We start from the raw sequence: 18,534 nt of genomic DNA, 5'->3' as shown, positions 1-18,534 counted from the left end.
TCCCGATTCCCGATTCCCATGCCCACCCGCATCAAATTCTGTGGACTGACCCGCGCCGAGGATGTACGCGCCGCGGTGGAGCTGGGCGTGGACTACGTGGGCCTGGTGTTCGCGCCGCGCAGCCCGCGCCGGCTGCTGATCGGCCAGGCGCGCATGCTGCGCGATCTGGTGCCCGAGGAGATCGCGGTGGTGGCGCTGATGATGGACAACCCGGCCAGCGATGTGGAAAGCGTGATCGAACATGTGCGCCCGGATCTGCTGCAGTTCCATGGCAGCGAGGAGGACGCGTTCTGCGCCGGCTTCCCGCTGCCGTTCATGAAAGCCATCGCGATGGGCGGCGCCAGCGAGGGCGCGTTCACGGCGGTCGCGCGCTATCCGTCCGCGCACGGATTCCTGTTCGATGGCCACGCGGCGGGCGAGCAGGGCGGCAGTGGCAAGCGCTTTGACTGGAAGCAGATGCCGCAAGCGGTGGAACGCCCCTACCTGCTGGCCGGCGGCCTGTCGCCCGACAATGTGGCGGTGGCGATCCGCACCGCGCATCCGTGGGGCGTGGATGTCTCCAGCGGCATCGAATCGGCGCCGGGGGCCAAGGACGTCGAGAAAATGCGCCAGTTCGTCGAGGAAGTCCGCCGCGCCGATCAGCGCGCGCAGCAGGCCTAGCCCGGCGCTTCGTCCACGCCTGAACCGGTGGCCGGGTTCGCGGCTGCGATGGCGAGTTCGCGTTCCAGCCAGTCCCCCAGGCGGTCCACGCGCGGGTCGGCCGTGCCGCGTCGGCGGGCGAGAATCCAGGCGCCGCCGGTGGCGCTGAATCCCCACGGGGCAAGCAGGCGCCCGGCGTCCAGATCGGCGGTCACCAAGGGCTCCGGCGCAATCGCCACGCCGATGCCGGCAAGCGCGGCTTCCAGCAGGTAATAAAGATGTTCGAATCCGTTGCCGTAGCGCAGCCGCGCGGGATCGACGCCGTGCCGGGCCGCCCAGCTCGGCCATGCCTGCGGGCGCGAAGTCGTGTGCAGCAGCGGTTCGTCCAGCAGGCGGGCCGGCTGGCCCGCCGCCGGATGGCGCGGACTGACGACCGGGCCGATCCGTTCCGGCGCCAGTTCGCGCACCTGCCAACCGGCGGGCCAGGGCGCCTCGGCCAGCAGGAAGGCGGCATCCAGGCCGGCCAGTTCGGGATCGAAACCGCCTTCCTGGGCGGCCAGGTGCAGGGTCAATCCCGATAGATCTCGGCCCAGCCGCTCCAACCGCGGGATCATCCAGCGCGCCAGCAGGCTGCCGGGGCAGCCGAGCACCAGGGCAGATGGCGTGTCGCTGCGCAGACGCGTGGTGGCGTCCTGCAGGCGGGCGAAGGCGGTGCCGGTCGCCTCCTGCAACTGGCGCCCGGCCGGAGTGAGCCGCAGGCCGCGGCCTTCGCGGGAAAACAGGGCCAGGCCCAGATCCGCCTCCAGCAGCCGGATTTGCCGGCTGACCGCGCCATGGGTGACGTGCAGTTCCCGGGCGGCCTGGCTGACCCCGCCGAGGCGGGCGGTCGCCTCGAAGGCGCGCAGGGCGTTGAGCGGGGGCAGGCGGGTGTTCATGACATGTGAGTTTATCTCACAAGAAAGACAGAAATAATCGATTTTTGGGTTCGCATGTGTGCGCTAAGCTCAGCGCTCCGAAGCCGCGCTCCCGCCGTCGTCCATGTCCGAATCCCGCCCCGCCGATTTCCATGCCTTCCCCGATGCCCGCGGTCATTTCGGCCGGTTCGGTGGCCGGTTCGTCGCCGAAACCCTGATCGGTCCCCTGCAGGAACTGGCTGCGGCCTACGACGAGGCGCGCCGGGATCCGGCCTTCCTGGCCGCTTTCGATCACGACCTGAAGCATTACGTTGGCCGCCCCAGTCCCATCTACGAGGCGACCCGCCTGTCCCGCGAGGTCGGTGGCGCGCGCATCCTGCTCAAGCGCGAGGACCTGAACCACACCGGCGCGCACAAGATCAACAACACCATCGGCCAGGCCCTGCTGGCCAGCCGCATGGGCAAGCCGCGCATCATCGCCGAGACCGGCGCCGGCCAGCATGGCGTGGCCAGCGCCACCGTGGCCGCCCGCCTGGGCCTGGAGTGCGTGGTCTACATGGGCGCGACCGACATCGAGCGCCAGAAGATCAACGTCTACCGGATGAAGCTGCTGGGCGCGACCGTGGTGCCGGTGACTTCCGGTTCGGCCACCCTGAAGGACGCGTTGAACGAGGCGATGCGCGATTGGGTGACCAACGTGCACGACACCTTCTACATCATCGGCACGGTCGCCGGTCCCGATCCGTATCCACGCATGGTCCGCGATTTCAATGCCGTGGTCGGCCGCGAGGCGCGCGCGCAGATGCTGGAGGACTACGGGCGCCTGCCCGATGTCATCACCGCCTGCGTCGGTGGTGGCAGCAATGCCATCGGCCTGTTCCATGCCTTCCTCAATGATCCGGGCGTGGAAATCGTCGGCGCCGAGGCGGCCGGCGACGGCATCGCCAGCGGTCGCCATGCCGCGTCCATCGCGGCCGGCCGGCCCGGCGTACTGCACGGCAACCGCACCTACGTGCTGTGCGACGACGATGGCCAGATCATCGAGACCCATTCGGTCTCGGCCGGCCTGGACTACCCCGGGGTCGGGCCGGAGCACGCTTTCCTGGCCGATACCGGCCGCGCGCGCTACGTGGGCGTGACCGACGAGGAGGCGCTGGCCGCCTTCCACCAACTGGCCCGCACCGAGGGTATTCTTGCGGCGCTCGAGTCCAGCCACGCGGTGGCGCAGGCCGTCAAGCTCGCCCGGGATCTGCCGCGCGATGCCCTGGTCCTGTGCAACCTGTCCGGACGGGGCGACAAGGACGTCCACACCATCGCCGCGCGCGAGAACCTCCATTTCTAAGGCAGTGCAATGACCGAACAGCAGAACGAATCCCAGGCCCAGCAGAATCCGAACCAGCTCGATCCGGCCTTCTTCACCTGTGTCAACGAGTACCTGGAACTGACCAACCGCCAGGCCAAGCAGCAGGGCCTCAAGCGCATCAGCGTGGCATCCCTGTACGCCGCCGCGCGCTTCAACTCGCATGTCTACCTGTCCTTCGAGGGCGACGCCGCGGCCTCGCGCAAGGATTTCCTCGATTACATGACCAACATGTACCGCCGCATGCTCAACGAGCACCTGGACGCATTGGGCGCCGAGCGCGGCCTCAACGTGGGCGAGTCCGAACTGGCGTCCGAATACGCCGCCTTCAACGACGCCCAGGCCACGGACAACCAGGACGCCAAGCAGGAATGAACCGATTCGACCAGCGTTTCGCGGAATTGCGCGCCACCGGCCGCAAGGCGCTCATTCCGTTCATCACCGCCGGGGACCCGTCCCTGGAAGCCACCGTGCCGGTGATGCATGCGCTGGTGGAGGCGGGCGCCGACGTCATCGAACTCGGCGTCCCGTTCTCCGATCCCATGGCCGACGGCCCGACCATCCAGCGCAGCTCCGAGCGCGCGCTGGCGCGTGGCGCGGGCCTGCGTTACGTGCTGGATGCCGTGGCCGGATTCCGGCGACAGGATGCGGATACCCCGGTGGTACTGATGGGTTACCTGAATCCGGTCGAGATCCACGGCACCGGGCGCTTCGCCGAGGCGGCCGTGCAGGCGGGGGTCGATGGCGTACTGCTGGTGGACCTGCCGCCGGAAGAGGCCGACGAAACCCGCGCCATCTTCAACCGGCACGGCCTGGCCCTGATCATGCTGGCCTCGCCGACCACATCGGACGAGCGCCTGGCGATGCTCTGCGACGAAGCGCAGGGTTACCTGTACTACGTCAGCTTCGCCGGCGTGACCGGTGCGTCCGAGCGCCTGGACATCCGTGCCGCCGGTGACCGCCTGCGCCGGATCCGCGCCCGGGCCAAGGCGCCGGTCGCCGCCGGCTTCGGCATCAAGGACGCCGCCAGCGCCCGTGCCATGGCGGTGGACGCCGATGGCGTGGTGGTGGGCAGCGCCCTGGTCGGCGAACTGGCCAGGACGGATGCCGTCGAGACACCCGCCGTCCGCGCGGCCGCGTTCCTGGCGCTGTTGCGGCAGGCGCTGGACCAGCCCTGAGTCGGCCTGCCCGCCGGGGTGACAGGCCGCCGCGGGCGGCCTGCTAAACTGACCCGTCTGCCCATCCGCGGGATGGGTACCTGAACGGGATTGTCGATAACGCATGAGCTGGCTCAGCAAACTGATGCCGTCGGGCATCCGCACCGAGGGCGGTGGCGCCAAAAGCAAACGCAGCGTGCCTGAAGGGCTGTGGGAGAAGTGCGACCGCTGCGGCGCGGTGCTCTACCGCCCGGAACTGGAAGAAAACCTGGAGGTCTGCCCGAAGTGCGGCTTCCACATGTCCATCCGCGCGCGCGCGCGCCTGCTGGCCTTGTTCGACCCCAAGAGCACGGAAGAGATCAGCATCGGCCTGGCCCCGGTCGACGTGCTGAAGTTCCGCGACCAGAAGAAGTATTCGGACCGGTTCAAGGCGGCGCAGAAGGCGACTGGGGAGCACGACTCGCTGGTGGCGATGAAGGGCACCCTCAAGCAGCGGCCGCTGGTGGCCTGCGCGATGGACTTCGCCTTCATGGGCGGCTCGATGGGCTCGGTGAGCGGCGAGAAGTTCGCCCGTGCCGCCGAGCGCGCGCTGGCCGATCGCGTGCCGCTGGTGTCGTTCGCCGCCAGTGGCGGCATGCGCATGCAGGAAAGCCTGTTCTCGCTGATGCAGATGGCCAAGACCTCGGCCGCGCTTGCGCGCTTGCGCGAGCAGGGCATCCCGTACATCTCGGTGAGCACGCATCCGACCTTCGGCGGCGCCTCGGCGTCGTTCGCGATGCTGGGCGACGTCAACATCGCCGAGCCGGAGGCGCTGATCGGCTTCGCCGGTCCGCGCGTGATCGAGCAGACCGTGCGCGAGACCCTGCCCGAGGGATTCCAGCGCGCCGAGTTCCTGCTGGAGCACGGCGCCATCGATCAGATCTGCGACCGCCGCGAGATGCGCGACCGCCTGGCCGACCTGCTGGCGCTGCTGCTGAACCAGCCGCGGCCGCAAGAGACCGAAACCATCGCATGAGCAGGGAGGCTGCCCGATGAGCCGCAAGTATTTTGGTACCGATGGCATCCGTGGCCGGGTCGGGCAAGGCCCGATTTCCGCGGATTTCGTGTTGCGCCTGGGCAACGCCCTGGGCCGCGTGCTGGCCGAACGCAACGGGCGCCGCCCGATCGTGGTGATCGGCAAGGACACCCGCATTTCCGGCTACATGTTCGAAGCCGCGCTGGAGGCCGGGCTGGTGGCCGCCGGCGCCGACGTGCAGCTGATGGGACCGATGCCGACCCCGGCGGTGGCGTTCCTGACCCGTACCCTCGGGGCGGACGCCGGCATCGTCATCAGCGCCTCGCACAACCCGCACTACGACAACGGCATCAAGTTCTTCTCCGCCGAAGGCGAGAAGCTCGACGACGCGACCGAGGCGGGGATCGAAGCGGCGCTGGACGGCAGCTTCGTCACCGTCGAGTCGGAAAAGCTGGGCAAGGCCATCCGCAGCCGCGACGTGGTCGGGCGTTACATCGAGTTCTGCAAGGCCAGCGTGCCGCGCGGCTTCGATCTGCGCGGCATGAAGATCGTGCTGGATTGCGCGCATGGCGCCACCTATCACATCGCGCCGCTGCTGTTTCGCGAACTGGGTGCGGACGTCGTGGCGATCGGCGCCGAGCCCAATGGCCTGAACATCAACGATGGCGTCGGCTCGATGCACATCGACAACCTGGCGCGCAAGGTCCGTGAAAGCGGTGCCGATCTGGGCATCGCCTTCGACGGCGACGGTGATCGGGTGCTGATGGCCGACGACCAGGGCAACCCGGCCGACGGCGACGACCTGCTGTATGTGCTGGCGAATGCCTGGCAACGGAGCGGCCGGTTGAAAGGCGCGGTGGTGGGCACGCTGATGACCAACTACGGCCTGGAACGCGCGCTGGGCGAACGCCAGGTGCCGTTTGTGCGGGTCAAGGTCGGCGATCGCTATGTCCACCAGGGATTGGTCGAGGGCGGCGGCGTGCTGGGCGGCGAGACCTCCGGCCACCTGCTGTGCCTGGACCGCGCGACGACCGGCGACGCCATCGTCAGCGCCCTGCAGGTGCTGGAAGTGCTCAAGCACGGCCGGCAATCCCTGCGCCAGGCCCTGGCGGGCCTGTCGAAGGTTCCGCAGAAGACCATCAACGTGAAGCTGGCCAATGGCGCGCGTCCGGCCGAAGCGGCGAGCGTGCAGGCCGCGCTCGCCGAGGCGCAGGCCGCGGTCTCCGGTCGCGGGCGCGCTTTCCTGCGCCCGTCCGGCACCGAACCCGTCGTGCGGGTGACGGTGGAAGCCGACGACGACGCGTTGATGCAGGCCACGCTGGACAAGCTGGCCGAAGCCGTGCGCGCCGCCGCGGCTTGAGGTCGATCAATGCAATCCTGGCGCGGGCCGGCTGGAATGACGCCGCCGCGCCTTCCTGGAGCAAGTGAATGAGTGCCCGTATTCCCACCCTCGACATCACCCGTTTCGACACCGATCGCGAGGCCTTCGTGGCCGAGTTGGGCGCGGCCTATCGCGAATGGGGGTTTGCCGGCATCCGCAACCATGGCATCCCGCAGGCCGACATCGATGCCGCCTACGACGTGTTCAAGCGCTTCTTCGCGCTGCCGGAGGAAACCAAGCGCAAGTACCATGTGCCGGGCAGCGGTGGCGCGCGTGGCTATACCCCGTTCGGCGTGGAGACCGCCAAGGACTCCAAGCATTTCGATCTGAAGGAGTTCTGGCACATCGGCCGCGAGATTCCGGACGACTCCGGCTACCGTGCGGTGATGCCGCCGAACCTGTGGCCGGACGAGGTCCCCGGTTTCCGCGAGCATGGCTACGGCCTGTACCAGGCGCTGGACAAGCTGGGCGCGCGGGTGCTGTCGGCGCTGGCGCTGCACATCGGGCTGGCCGGGGACTACTTTGCCGACAAGACCAACTCGGGCAATTCGATCCTGCGTCCGATCCACTACCCGCCGATCACCGCCGACGACATCCCGAACGTTCGCGCCGGCGCGCACGAGGACATCAACCTGATCACGCTGCTGGTCGGCGCCAGCGCCGCCGGCCTGGAGGTGAAGTCCAAGCAGGGCGAGTGGGTGCCGTTCACCTCCGACGCGGACACCATCGTGGTCAACATCGGCGACATGCTGCAGCGCCTGACCAACCACGTGTATCCGTCCACCACCCATCGCGTGGTGAACCCGCCGGGCGGGCAGGCGCGCCAGCCGCGCTATTCGGTGCCGTTCTTCCTGCATCCGAATCCGGATTTCCTGATCGACGTGCTGCCTTCGACGATCAGCGCCGACAATCCCAAGCGCTATCCCGAGGCGATCACCGCCCAGGGCTACCTGGAAGAGCGCCTGCGCGAGATCAAGCTGAAGTAAGCCGCATCAAGGCGTCGGGGATATCCACTGACGGCGCCCGTGCCGACGGCGCCGCCGCCATGCGGAACGGGCGTCGTCGGGCCTCGTCGCGCCCCGCGCGTTTCCATGTGCGGGGGATGCGGCGGAGGAAGCGCTTTCCAGCCGCTCAATCCGCCTTGCGTATGCGCGATGAATTCCGGCTCATCAGCCGGAACCGCGCATGATCGGACAGATGCCGGGTCACCCCGTGAAGCAGGCGGTAGCGCCAGCCGGGGACCACGATGACGCGCCCGCGCTCCAGCCCGTCGATGCCCGCGCGCGCCACCGCGTCCGCCTGCAGCCACAGCTTTTTCGGCAGCCGATCCATCATCGCGCGGGTGCCGGTGACGTCGTGGAATTCCGACCAGGTGAAGCCGGGGCAGAGCGCGCAGACCTTCATCCCGCGATCGGCGTTTTCCTGGGCCAGCGATTCGCTGAACTTGATCAGGAAGGCCTTCACCGCCGCGTAGAGCGTCTGGCCATTGGCGCCCGGCATCAATCCGGCCAGCGACGCCACATTGAGGATGCGCCCGTCCGGAAAGCCGCGCAGCGAAGGCAGCAACCGCCAGGTCAATTCGCATACCGCACCGATCATCACCTGCAGGAACGCGGCGTGCTCCACCCATTCGCGGTTCTGGTAGCGTCCGGGCATGCCATAACCCGCATTGTTGACCAGTACGCGCACCGCCAGCCCGCGTGCCCGGATCGCGTCGCACAATCCGGTGACGCCGTCGGCGGCCGCGAGATCGGCCGCAATGACCTCCACCGGCACCCGCGGGCGCAATTCCGCCGCCAGCGCCTCCAGCCGTTCCCGCCGCCGCGCGGTCAGGATCAGCGGCACGCCGCGGCGCGCGTACTCGCGCGCGATTTCCGCGCCGATGCCGCTGGAGGCGCCGGTGATCAGGGCGTAGCCGGAAGGCGTGGAGGACATGCGCGGACTCCTGTCGACGGAAAAACCGGGGTTCCGCCGCATGGTAATGCGTGCGGTCGCGCTTGCCGGAAATTCCACATCGGCTATCCTTGCGCGCCCACTGGACAGGAATTGGTCTTATGCGCCGCAAGATCGTGGCCGGAAACTGGAAGCTCCACGGCGACCGCCAGTTCGCCTATGCCCTGATGGACGAGATTGCCGCCGGCCTGCCGCTGTCCGGGGTGGACGTGCTGATCCTGCCGCCGCTGCCCTACCTGGGCGAACTGGTCGAGGACTATGCGCCGCAAGGCTTCGCGCTGGGCTCGCAGGACGTGAGCAGCAACGAGAAGGGCGCGTATACCGGCGAGGTGTCCGCCTCGATGCTGGTCGACGTCGGCGCCACCCACGGCCTGGTGGGCCATTCCGAGCGCCGCCAGTACCACCACGAGGACAACGAACTGGTCGCGCGCAAGTTCATCGCCGCCCGCAACGCCGGCCTGGTGCCGGTGCTGTGCCTGGGCGAAAGCCTGGCCCAGCGGGACGCCGGGCAGACCGAGGCGATCGTCGGCGCCCAGCTGCGCGCGGTGCTGGACGCGGCCGGCGTGGACGCGTTCGCCAAGGCCATCGTGGCCTATGAACCGGTCTGGGCCATCGGCACCGGCCGCAACGCGACCCCGGGCCAGGCCCAGGCCGTTCACGCATTCATCCGTGGCGAAGTGGCCGGACGCGATGCTAGAATCGCCGATTCGCTGCCCATCCTGTACGGGGGCAGCGTCAAGCCCGACAACGCCGTGGAACTGTTCGCGCAGCCCGATGTCGATGGAGGGCTGGTGGGTGGCGCGTCGCTGGTGGCGCGCGATTTCCTCGCCATCGCGAAAGCGGCGGCGGAGCGGGGCTGACGCCCGCGGGGCCGGTTCCTGCCGGGCCCATCAATACTGGTTTCGGGACGAATTCGAAATGATGCTGATCCTCAATGTGGTCTACGTGCTGATCGCCATCGCGATCATCGCGCTGGTGCTGATGCAGCGTGGCTCGGGCGCGCAGGCCGGTTCCGGCTTCGGCGCCGGCGCTTCCGGCACGGTGTTCGGCGCGCGCGGCGCGTCCAACTTCCTGTCCAAGAGCACCAAGTGGCTGGCCATCGCGTTCTTCGGCATCACCCTGTTCATGGCGTGGCACGCTTCGCACAGCGCCCGCCCGACGACCCAGCAGAACCTGGGCGTGATGACCCAGCAGCAGGGCCCCTCTGCCGCGACGCCGGCCGCGGGCGAACTGCCCGCGCAGCCGACCACCGTCCCCTCGGCCCCGGCCGCGCAGCCCGCTCCGACCACGGTGCCGAGCGCACCGGCGCAGGCGCCGACGGACGCCGCCAGCCAGCCCGGCACGGCCCAGCCGCCGGTGCAGGCCCCGGCACAGGGCGGTTGAACCGGGATACAATACCGGCCCGCAACCGCTGACCGGTTGCAGAGTTTCAAAGCCCAGGTGGCGGAATTGGTAGACGCACTACCTTGAGGTGGTAGCGGCGAAAGCTGTAGGGGTTCGAGTCCCCTCTTGGGCACCAATCGAAGCGACGGGACCGGCGCATGCCGGCCGGTCGTGGAGTCGGAAAGCGAAGCCCGCGCAAGCGGGCTTTTCTTTTGCCCGTGAAAAGCGCCGCATACAGCTTCGTAAACGTTTACTAGTCAGTTCACTAACCGGTACAATTCCGCCGATCCATTCCAGGCCAGGTACGAGCTGCGGAAGGGCCTGGATCGGGTTGGTCACCGCCGCCTGCGGCGGGACACGGTGGATGCCGCGGCCAGGCTTGAGTCGCCTCGCCGCAGCTCCTTGCGCACCCGCGCAAACCGCGCGTACCACGCGGTCCCACAGCGGAATGCAGTGCCCCACCAAGGCGACACGCCCACACGGCGTGAAGGCCGGACGCGGGGCAGGTAGGACAAGAAGAGAAACGCGAGTGCTGGCCAACTATCTGCCGACCCTGTTGTTCCTGATCGTCGCCACCGGCATCGGCATCGCGCTGATCCTGGCGGGACGCTTCCTCGGCCCACGGCGCCCCGACGCGCAGAAGCTGTCGCCGTACGAATGCGGCTTCGAGGCCTTCGAAGACGCGCGCATGAAGTTCGACGTGCGCTATTACCTGATTGCCATCCAGTTCATCGTCTTCGACCTGGAAATCATCTTTATCGTTCCGTGGACCCTGGTCTTCCAGGAGCTCGGCCCCCGCGCACTGGTCACCATGGGCCTGTTCGTCGGCATGCTGTTCCTCGGCTTCATTTACGTTTGGAAGAAGGGAGCGCTCGAATGGGAGTGATCCAGACCCTCGATCGCCTGATGACCAACCCGATCCCGGAAGGGCGGGTGGACGACATCCTGCGGCCGGAAGGCGACAACCCGCTGCTGGAGAAGGGCTACGTGACCACCAGCGTCGACGCGCTGATGAACTGGGCGCGTACCGGCTCGATGTGGCCGATGACCTTCGGCCTGGCCTGCTGCGCGGTCGAGATGATGCACGCCGGCGCCTCGCGCCTGGACCTGGATCGCTACGGCGTGGTGTTCCGCCCGTCGCCGCGCCAGTCCGACGTGATGATCGTGGCCGGCACGCTGGTCAACAAGATGGCCCCCGCGCTGCGCAAGGTCTACGACCAGATGCCCGACCCCAAGTGGGTGATCTCGATGGGCAGCTGCGCCAACGGTGGCGGCTATTACCACTACTCGTATTCGGTGGTGCGCGGCTGCGACCGCATCGTGCCCGTCGACGTGTACGTGCCGGGTTGCCCGCCGACCGCCGAAGCGCTGGTCTACGGCATCCTGCAGTTGCAGAAGAAGATCTGGCGCACGCAGACCATCGCGCGCTGAGCGCGCCGGCCTGCTTCCCGTTCCACCCGTTTTCCTTTCCGAGAGCACGCTACGCCCCATGGCCGAGCAAGCTGCAAATTTCACCGACCGGTTGCGCGCGCGCTTCGCCGATGCGGTGATCACGGTTGCCGGAATCCGCGAGGAGGTCACCCTCGAGGTGCCTGCCGCGTCCTGGCATGAGGTCTGCCGCGCCCTGCGCGACGAGTTCGGATTCGAACAGGCCGTCGACGTCTGCGGCGTCGACTACCTGGGCTACGGCAGCGCCGAGTGGGATACCTCGGACGTCTCGTCCGGAGGCTTCAGCCGCGGTGTCGAGGGCTTTGGCCCGGGCCGTTTCGACTGGGAACAGCGTCCGCGCGGCGCCGGTCCCGAGCGCCGCTTCGCGGTCGTCCTGCACCTGCTGTCGTACCAGCACAACCAGCGCCTGCGCGTGCGCTGCTTCGCGCCGAACGACGACCTGCCGGTGGTGGCCTCGGTCACCGACCTGTGGGCGGGCGCCAACTGGTTCGAGCGCGAGGCATTCGACCTGTACGGCATCGTGTTCGAAGGCCACCCGGACCTGCGCCGGATCCTGACCGACTACGGTTTCGTCGGCCATCCGTTCCGCAAGGATTTCCCGCTGATCGGCAACGTCGAAGTCCGCTACGACGAAGAGAAGAAGCGCGTGGTCTACGAGCCGGTGACCTCGGTCGAGCCGCGCGTCGGCGTGCCGCGCGTGATTCGCGATGACGCGCGCTACCAGACCGCGGCCGGCGAAGCCGCGGGCGAGGGCAGCAAGTGATGAGTACGCAACAGTCCCCCATGGCGTTTGCGAGCAATCCTGAAGAGTCCAAGCAGGAAATCCGCAACTACACGATGAACTTCGGCCCGCAGCATCCGGCCGCGCACGGCGTTCTCCGCCTGATCCTGGAAATGGACGGCGAGACCATCATGCGCGCCGACCCGCACGTCGGCCTGCTGCATCGTGGCACCGAGAAGCTGGCCGAATCCAAGCCGTTCAACCAGTCGATCGGCTACATGGATCGCCTGGACTACGTGTCGATGATGTGCAACGAGCACGCCTACGTGCGCGCGATCGAGACCCTGATGGGGATCGAGGCGCCGGAGCGCGCGCAGTACATCCGCACGATGTTCGACGAAATCACCCGCATCCTGAACCACCTGATGTGGATCGGATCCAACGCGCTCGATCTCGGCGCGATGGCGGTGATGCTGTACGCCTTCCGCGAGCGCGAGGAGCTGATGGACTGCTACGAGGCGGTCAGCGGCGCGCGCATGCACGCGACCTATTACCGCCCAGGCGGCGTCTACCGCGACCTGCCGGACCGGATGCCGAAGTACAAGGAATCGCCGTGGCGCAAGGGCCAGGCGCTGAAGCGCCTGAACAATGCCCGCGACGGTTCGATGCTGGACTTCCTGGAGGATTTCACCCGCGAGTTCCCCAAGCGCGTCGACGAATACGAGACCCTGCTCACCGACAACCGCATCTGGAAGCAGCGCACCGTCGGTATCGGCGTGATTTCTCCGGAACAGGCGCGCGCCTGGGGCATGACCGGGGTGATGCTGCGCGGCTCGGGCATCGCCTGGGATCTGCGCAAGAAGCAGCCGTACGCCAAGTACGACGTGGTGGATTTCGATATTCCGCTGGGCGTGCAGGGCGACTGCTACGACCGCTACCTGGTCCGCGTGGCCGAGATGCGCGAGTCCAACCGCATCATCGCCCAGTGCGTGAAGTGGCTGAAGGCCAACCCGGGCCCGGTGATGGTCAAGAACTTCAAGGTCGCCCCGCCCGCGCGCGAGGAGATGAAGGACGACATGGAAGCGCTGATCCATCACTTCAAGCTGTTCAGCGAAGGCTACTGCGTGCCGGCCGGCGAGACCTACGCGGCGGTGGAAGCGCCCAAGGGCGAGTTCGGCTGCTACCTGGTGTCCGATGGCGCCAACAAACCGTTCCGCGTGAAGCTGCGCGCGCCGGGCTTCGCCCATCTTTCTTCCATGGATGCCATCGTGCGCGGCCACATGCTGCCGGACGTGGTCGCCATGATTGGTACTTACGATCTGGTTTTCGGTGAGGTGGACCGATGAGGGCCACAGGCAATTTCGAGGCGACGCAGAACGTCGATCCCCTGGTGGCGCTGAGCGACAAGACGCGCGCGCACATCGATCATTGGCTGACCAAGTTCCCGCCCGACCGCAAGCGGTCGGCGGTGCTGCAGGGGTTGCATGCCGCGCAGGAACAGAACGGCGGCTGGCTGAGCGACGAACTGATCGCCGCGGTCGCCAAGTACCTGGACATTCCGCCGGTGTGGGCCTACGAGGTCGCCAGCTTCTACTCGATGTTCGAGACCGAGAAGGTGGGCCGCAACAATGTCGCCTTCTGCACCAACATCAGTTGCTGGCTCAACGGCGCGGAGGATCTGGTCAAGCACGCGGAGAGGAAGCTCGGCTGCAAGCTGGGTGAATCCACTGCCGATGGTCGGGTGTTCCTGAAGCGGGAAGAAGAATGCGTCGCCGCTTGCTGCGGCGCGCCGGTGGTCGTGATCAACGGCCATTACCACGAGAAGCTGACGCCGGCCCAGGTCGACGAACTGCTGGACGGGCTGGAGTAAGCGCATGGCACATCACCCGCACACATCCGAGGGCTACGGCCCGGTCGGCCCGGCGCCGAAGGAACACCAGGTCGTCTACACCACGCTGCACTTCGACAAGCCGTGGTCGTACGAGAACTACCTCAAGACCGGTGGCTACAGCGCGCTGCGCAAGATCCTCGAAGAGAAGATCCCGCCGGCCGACGTGGTCGAGATGGTCAAGCAGTCCGGCCTGCGCGGCCGTGGCGGCGCGGGCTTCCCGACCGGCCTGAAGTGGAGTTTCATGCCCAAGGGCGACATGCAGAAGTACATCCTCTGCAACTCCGACGAATCCGAGCCGGGCACCGCCAAGGATCGCGACATCCTGCGCTTCAACCCGCACGCGGTCATCGAGGGTATGGCGATCGCCTGCTACGCCACCGGTTCCACCGTCGGCTACAACTACCTGCGCGGCGAGTTCCACCACGAGCCGTTCGAGCACCTGGAAGAAGCCACCGCCGAGGCCTACAAGCACGGCTGGCTGGGCAAGAACATCCTGGGCTCCGGCATCGACATCGACATCTTCAACGCGCTGGGCGCGGGCGCCTACATCTGCGGCGAGGAAACCGCGCTGATGGAATCGCTGGAAGGCAAGAAGGGCCAGCCGCGCTTCAAGCCGCCGTTCCCGGCCAACTTCGGCCTGTACGGCAAGCCGACCACCATCAACAACACCGAGACCTACGCCTCGGTGCCGGCGATCATCCGCAACGGTGCGGAGTGGTTCCTCAACCTGGGCAAGCCGAACAACGGCGGCCCGAAGATCTTCTCGGTCTCCGGCCACGTCGCCCGCCCGGGCAACTACGAGATCCGCCTGGGCACCCCGTTCGCCGAACTTCTGGAAATGGCCGGCGGCATCCGCAACGGCCACAAGATCAAGGCGGTGATTCCGGGTGGTTCCTCGATGCCGGTGCTGCCGGGCGAGACCATGATGGGCCTGACCATGGACTATGACAGCATCCAGAAGGCGGGCTCCGGCCTGGGCTCGGGCGCGGTCGTGGTGATGGACGAGACCGCCTGCATGGTGCGCGCCTGCCAGCGCATCGCGCGCTTCTATTTCAAGGAAAGCTGCGGCCAGTGCACGCCGTGCCGCGAAGGCACCGGCTGGATGTACCGCATGCTGACCCGCATCGCCGAGCAGAAGGCGACGCTGGACGACCTGCACATGCTGAAGGCCGCCGCCGGCCAGATCGAAGGCCACACCATCTGCGCCTTCGGTGAAGCCGCGGCATGGCCGGTGCAGGGTTTCCTGCGCCATTTCTGGCACGAATTCGAATACGCGATCGTCAACAAGCGCTTCCTGGTCGACGACCAGCGTGCCGGCACGGTCATTGAAGGCAAGGTGGCCGCATGAGTGCGCAGCCCGTCAACCCGAACCTCCCGCCCGACCACGTCACCGTCTTCATCGACGGCGTCGAGATGGCCGCGCCCAAGGGTTCGATGATCATCCAGGCGGCGGACAAGGCCGGGATTCCGATTCCGCGCTTCTGCTACCACGAGAAGCTGCCGATCGCGGCCAACTGCCGCATGTGCCTGGTCGACGTCGAGAAGATGCCGAAGCCGGCACCGGCCTGCGCCACGCCGGTCATGGACGGCATGAAGATCCAGACCCGCAGCGAGAAGGCGCTGAAGTCGCAGCGCAACGTGATGGAGTTCCTGCTGATCAACCATCCGCTCGACTGCCCGATCTGCGATCAGGGCGGCGAATGCGAACTGCAGGATCTGTCGCTGGGCTACGGCCGCTCGGTCAGCCGTTTCCAGGAGCGCAAGCGGGTGGTGCCCGACGAGGACATCGGTCCGCTGGTCGCCACAGAAATGACCCGCTGCATCCAGTGCACGCGCTGCGTGCGCTTCACCGCGGACGTCGCCGGCACCTACGAGCTGGGCGGTATGTACCGCGGCGAGAACCTGCAGATCGGCACCTACGACGGCAAGCCGCTGACCACTGAAATCTCCGGCAACGTCATCGACGTCTGCCCGGTGGGCGCGCTGACCAACAAGGTGTTCCAGTTCCGCGCGCGTCCGTGGGAACTGATTGCCCGCGAATCCGTCGGCTACCACGATGCGATGGGTTCCAACCTGTTCGTGCATTCCCGCCGCGGCCAGGTGCTGCGCACGGTCCCGCGCGAGAACGAGGCGGTCAACGAATGCTGGCTGTCGGATCGCGATCGCTATTCGCACCAGGGCCTGTACAGCGACGACCGCGCGGTCAAGCCGCTGCAGAAGGTCAACGGCGAATGGCGTGAAGTGTCCTGGCCCGAGGGCTTGGCCGCCGCCGCCGAAATCCTGCGCGGCAACGCCGGCGACGATCTGGGCGTGCTGGTCCATCCGGCCACCTCGAACGAGGAAGGCGGACTGCTGGCGAAGCTGGCCGCCGGCCTGGGCAGCGGCAACCTGGATCACCGCATCAACAGCCGCGATTTCTCCGATGGCGCGGTGGCCGAACCGTTCGCGCTGCCGCTGGCGGACATCGAGAAGGCCGATGTCATCGTGCTGTTCGGCACCAACATCCGCCACGAACTGCCGCTGCTGCACCAGCGCATCCGCAAGGCCCAGCGCAAGGGCGCCCGGGTGCACGTGGTCAATCCGGTCGACTTCGACTTCGCGTTCGGCATCGCCGGCAAGCACATCGTGCCGCCGTCGCAGCTGGCCGGCGCGCTCAACGAGGCCGCGCTGCGCGAGGCCGCCAAGGCCGGCAACCATGCGGTGCTGGTCGTCGGCGGCATCGCCGAAAACCATCCGCAGGCTTCCGCGCTGCGCCAGGCCGCCGGCGAATTCGCCGCCGCCACCGGCGCTTCGCTGTGCCGCATCCCGCAGGGCGCCAACGCGGTGGGCCTGGCCCGCCACGGCGTGCTGCCGTCGCGCCGCGACGTGGCCGGCATGTTCGCCGAGCCGCGCAAGGCCTACGTGATCTACGGCATCGAACCGGGCCTGGATTTCGCCGATACGCCGGCCGCCGCGCGCGCGCTGTCGTCGGCCAAGGTGGTGGCGTTCAGCCATTTCGCCTGCAAGTCCACACGCGACGTGGCCGACGTGATCCTGCCGATCGGCGCGTTGCCTGAAATCGAAGCCACCCTGACCAACCTAGACGGCGCCGACCAGCGCACCCAGGCCGCCGGCAAGCTGCCGGGCGAGGCCCGCGAGGGCTGGCGCGTGCTGCGCGCACTGGGCGGCGAGCTGCAGTTGCCGTCGTTCGAGTTCACCGACCTGGCCGGCCTGCGTGCCGCCATCGCCGGTGCCGCGTCGGTCGGCATCGCCCGTTCGGCGGCTCCGGCCACGGGCGGCGAGGGCCTGGAACTGGCGGTCAGCGCGGCCATCTATCGCACCGACGGCATCGTCCGCCGGGCCGAGGCGTTGCAGGCGCATCCGCTCAACGTGGGCGCGCGCATCGTCCTGAATCCGGCCGACGCGCAGTCCTCCGGCGTGGGCGAGGGCGCGATGGCCAAGGTCGGTTCGGCCCACGGCACCGCGACCCTGCCGGTGGTGATGGATGCCCGCGTGGCCAGGGGCAGTGCCTGGATTGAGAGCGGCTACGGCGCGACCGCGCCGCTGGGCGCAGGACGTGTCACGGTGGTGAGCGCATGAACGAGCTGTTGATCAATGCCGTCGGACCGCTCCGCGAGTGGTTCTTCGCGCTGGGCGACATCGGTGTCGCGTTGTGGATCGTGCTGAAGATCCTGGTGATCGCCGTGCCGGTGATCATCGCGGTCGCCTTCTACGTGGTCTGGGAGCGCAAGCTGATCGGCTGGATGCACGTCCGCCACGGACCGATGTACGTGGGCATGGGCATCTTCCAGGCCTTCGCCGACGTGTTCAAACTGCTGTTCAAGGAAATCATCCAGCCCAGCAGCGCGCAGAAGGCGATGTACATCATCGCGCCGCTGATCACGCTGGCGCCGGCGTTCGCCGCCTGGGCGGTGGTGCCGTTCGACGCCAAGCTGGTGCTGTCCAACGCCAACGCCGGCCTGCTGTACCTGCTGGCGATGACCTCGCTGGGCGTGTACGGCATCATCATCGCCGGCTGGGCATCCAACTCGAAGTATGCGTTCCTGGGCGCGATGCGCTCGGCCGCGCAGGTGGTCAGCTACGAAATCGCGATGGGTTTCGCCCTGGTCGGCGTGCTGATCGCCGCCGGCAGCCTGAACCTGAGCGACATCGTGATGGCGCAGGCCGGCAACAACGGTTTCTTCGAATGGTTCTGGCTGCCGCTGTTCCCGCTGTTCATCGTGTACTGGGTGTCCGGTGTCGCCGAAACCAACCGCTCGCCGTTCGACGTGGTGGAAGGTGAGTCGGAAATCGTCGCCGGCCACATGGTGGAGTATTCGGGCGCGGCGTTCGCGCTGTTCTTCCTGGCCGAATACGCCAACATGATCCTGGTGAGCTTCCTGGTGGCGCTGTTCTTCCTGGGCGGCTGGCTGAGCCCGCTGCAGGGCTGGATCACCGCCGACGTGTCGCCCTGGGTCAACTGGATCTGGACCGGCGGCTGGCCGTGGTTGCTGCTGAAGGTGCTGTTCTTCGCCAGCGCCTACATCTGGTTCCGTGCGAGCTTCCCGCGCTACCGCTATGACCAGATCATGCGGTTGGGCTGGAAGGTGTTCATCCCGCTGACTATCGCCTGGATCGCGGTGACGGCGTTGATGGTGTTCTTTGGCGTGTTCGAGAAGGGTGTCTGACGCA

General features: G+C 67.5%; 19 protein-coding genes and 1 tRNA gene. 18 read left to right on the top strand and 2 right to left on the bottom strand.

Going from position 1 to position 18,534, the window contains the following annotated elements:
• Positions 1 to 18: 18 nt before the first annotated feature.
• Positions 19 to 660, top strand: coding sequence for a phosphoribosylanthranilate isomerase (locus tag AC3DE2_RS07445; RefSeq protein ID WP_295379577.1), 642 nt, complete (start codon positions 19 to 21; stop codon positions 658 to 660).
• Here AC3DE2_RS07445 and AC3DE2_RS07440 read toward each other — a convergent pair.
• Entirely contained in the window at positions 657 to 1,574 is a 918-nt protein-coding gene (locus tag AC3DE2_RS07440; protein ID WP_295379575.1) for a LysR family transcriptional regulator, read from the bottom strand. The genes AC3DE2_RS07445 and AC3DE2_RS07440 overlap by 4 nt on opposite strands.
• A gap of 103 nt (positions 1,575 to 1,677) precedes the next feature.
• Between AC3DE2_RS07440 and trpB the strand changes: the two genes are divergently transcribed.
• From trpB to AC3DE2_RS07410, 6 genes are all read left to right on the top strand, one after another.
• The gene (gene trpB, locus AC3DE2_RS07435; protein ID WP_295379573.1) at positions 1,678 to 2,895 is read left to right on the top strand and encodes a tryptophan synthase subunit beta; all 1,218 of its coding nucleotides are present in this window, start codon (positions 1,678 to 1,680) and stop codon (positions 2,893 to 2,895) included.
• A 9-nt stretch (positions 2,896 to 2,904) separates the two neighbouring features.
• Positions 2,905 to 3,288: a DUF3144 domain-containing protein gene (locus tag AC3DE2_RS07430; protein ID WP_488425658.1), complete on the top strand. Its 384-nt coding sequence runs from the start codon at positions 2,905 to 2,907 to the stop codon at positions 3,286 to 3,288.
• Entirely contained in the window at positions 3,285 to 4,091 is an 807-nt protein-coding gene (gene trpA / locus AC3DE2_RS07425; RefSeq protein ID WP_488425656.1) for a tryptophan synthase subunit alpha, read from the top strand. Before AC3DE2_RS07430 ends, trpA begins: the two co-directional genes overlap by 4 nt.
• Positions 4,092 to 4,194: 103 nt before the next feature.
• Positions 4,195 to 5,085 (top strand): acetyl-CoA carboxylase, carboxyltransferase subunit beta, encoded by an 891-nt coding sequence (gene accD, locus AC3DE2_RS07420; RefSeq protein ID WP_295379566.1) that lies wholly within the window; start codon positions 4,195 to 4,197, stop codon positions 5,083 to 5,085.
• A 16-nt stretch (positions 5,086 to 5,101) separates the two neighbouring features.
• Complete coding sequence (gene glmM, locus AC3DE2_RS07415) at positions 5,102 to 6,445, top strand: phosphoglucosamine mutase (RefSeq protein ID WP_295379563.1); 1,344 nt, start codon at positions 5,102 to 5,104, stop codon at positions 6,443 to 6,445.
• Positions 6,446 to 6,513: 68 nt separating this feature from the next.
• A complete protein-coding gene (locus AC3DE2_RS07410; protein WP_488425655.1) occupies positions 6,514 to 7,452 on the top strand; it encodes an isopenicillin N synthase family dioxygenase in 939 nt (312 codons plus the stop codon).
• 145 nt (positions 7,453 to 7,597) lie between these two features.
• Here AC3DE2_RS07410 and AC3DE2_RS07405 read toward each other — a convergent pair whose 3' ends face one another.
• Positions 7,598 to 8,401 carry an SDR family NAD(P)-dependent oxidoreductase gene (locus tag AC3DE2_RS07405; RefSeq protein WP_488425653.1) on the bottom strand — a complete coding sequence of 268 codons (804 nt, stop codon included), beginning with the start codon at positions 8,399 to 8,401 and terminating at the stop codon, positions 7,598 to 7,600.
• A 119-nt stretch (positions 8,402 to 8,520) separates the two neighbouring features.
• On the opposite strand from AC3DE2_RS07405, the gene tpiA reads away from it, so the two are divergent.
• From tpiA to nuoH, 11 genes are all read left to right on the top strand, one after another.
• Complete coding sequence (gene tpiA, locus AC3DE2_RS07400; protein ID WP_295383338.1) at positions 8,521 to 9,279, top strand: triose-phosphate isomerase; 759 nt, start codon at positions 8,521 to 8,523, stop codon at positions 9,277 to 9,279.
• A gap of 58 nt (positions 9,280 to 9,337) precedes the next feature.
• Entirely contained in the window at positions 9,338 to 9,802 is a 465-nt protein-coding gene (gene secG, locus AC3DE2_RS07395; protein WP_488425652.1) for a preprotein translocase subunit SecG, read from the top strand.
• 51 nt (positions 9,803 to 9,853) lie between these two features.
• Positions 9,854 to 9,938 (top strand) — tRNA-Leu (locus tag AC3DE2_RS07390).
• A gap of 393 nt (positions 9,939 to 10,331) precedes the next feature.
• Positions 10,332 to 10,688 (top strand): NADH-quinone oxidoreductase subunit A, encoded by a 357-nt coding sequence (locus tag AC3DE2_RS07385; protein WP_141453301.1) that lies wholly within the window; start codon positions 10,332 to 10,334, stop codon positions 10,686 to 10,688.
• Positions 10,679 to 11,233 (top strand): NuoB/complex I 20 kDa subunit family protein, encoded by a 555-nt coding sequence (locus AC3DE2_RS07380; RefSeq protein WP_141453300.1) that lies wholly within the window; start codon positions 10,679 to 10,681, stop codon positions 11,231 to 11,233. The genes AC3DE2_RS07385 and AC3DE2_RS07380 overlap by 10 nt, the downstream gene beginning before the upstream one ends.
• Before the next feature lie 58 nt (positions 11,234 to 11,291).
• Complete coding sequence (locus AC3DE2_RS07375) at positions 11,292 to 12,014, top strand: NADH-quinone oxidoreductase subunit C (RefSeq protein ID WP_488425650.1); 723 nt, start codon at positions 11,292 to 11,294, stop codon at positions 12,012 to 12,014.
• The gene (locus AC3DE2_RS07370; protein ID WP_488425649.1) at positions 12,014 to 13,318 is read left to right on the top strand and encodes an NADH-quinone oxidoreductase subunit D; all 1,305 of its coding nucleotides are present in this window, start codon (positions 12,014 to 12,016) and stop codon (positions 13,316 to 13,318) included. The genes AC3DE2_RS07375 and AC3DE2_RS07370 overlap by 1 nt, the downstream gene beginning before the upstream one ends.
• Positions 13,315 to 13,842 carry an NADH-quinone oxidoreductase subunit NuoE gene (gene nuoE, locus AC3DE2_RS07365; protein ID WP_488425648.1) on the top strand — a complete coding sequence of 176 codons (528 nt, stop codon included), beginning with the start codon at positions 13,315 to 13,317 and terminating at the stop codon, positions 13,840 to 13,842. The genes AC3DE2_RS07370 and nuoE overlap by 4 nt, the downstream gene beginning before the upstream one ends.
• 4 nt (positions 13,843 to 13,846) lie before the next feature.
• On the top strand, positions 13,847 to 15,211 hold the full coding sequence (gene nuoF, locus AC3DE2_RS07360) for an NADH-quinone oxidoreductase subunit NuoF (protein WP_141453296.1): 1,365 nt from the start codon (positions 13,847 to 13,849) through the stop codon (positions 15,209 to 15,211).
• Complete coding sequence (gene nuoG, locus AC3DE2_RS07355; RefSeq protein ID WP_488425647.1) at positions 15,208 to 17,442, top strand: NADH-quinone oxidoreductase subunit NuoG; 2,235 nt, start codon at positions 15,208 to 15,210, stop codon at positions 17,440 to 17,442. Before nuoF ends, nuoG begins: the two co-directional genes overlap by 4 nt.
• On the top strand, positions 17,439 to 18,530 hold the full coding sequence (gene nuoH, locus AC3DE2_RS07350) for an NADH-quinone oxidoreductase subunit NuoH (protein WP_295379649.1): 1,092 nt from the start codon (positions 17,439 to 17,441) through the stop codon (positions 18,528 to 18,530). Before nuoG ends, nuoH begins: the two co-directional genes overlap by 4 nt.
• Positions 18,531 to 18,534: the final 4 nt, after the last annotated feature.

The organism is Pseudoxanthomonas sp. 68-E7 (genome assembly GCF_057773145.1).
Note: the sequence above shows the minus strand (reverse complement) of the source record. Positions and strands in the feature narration are given on the sequence as shown.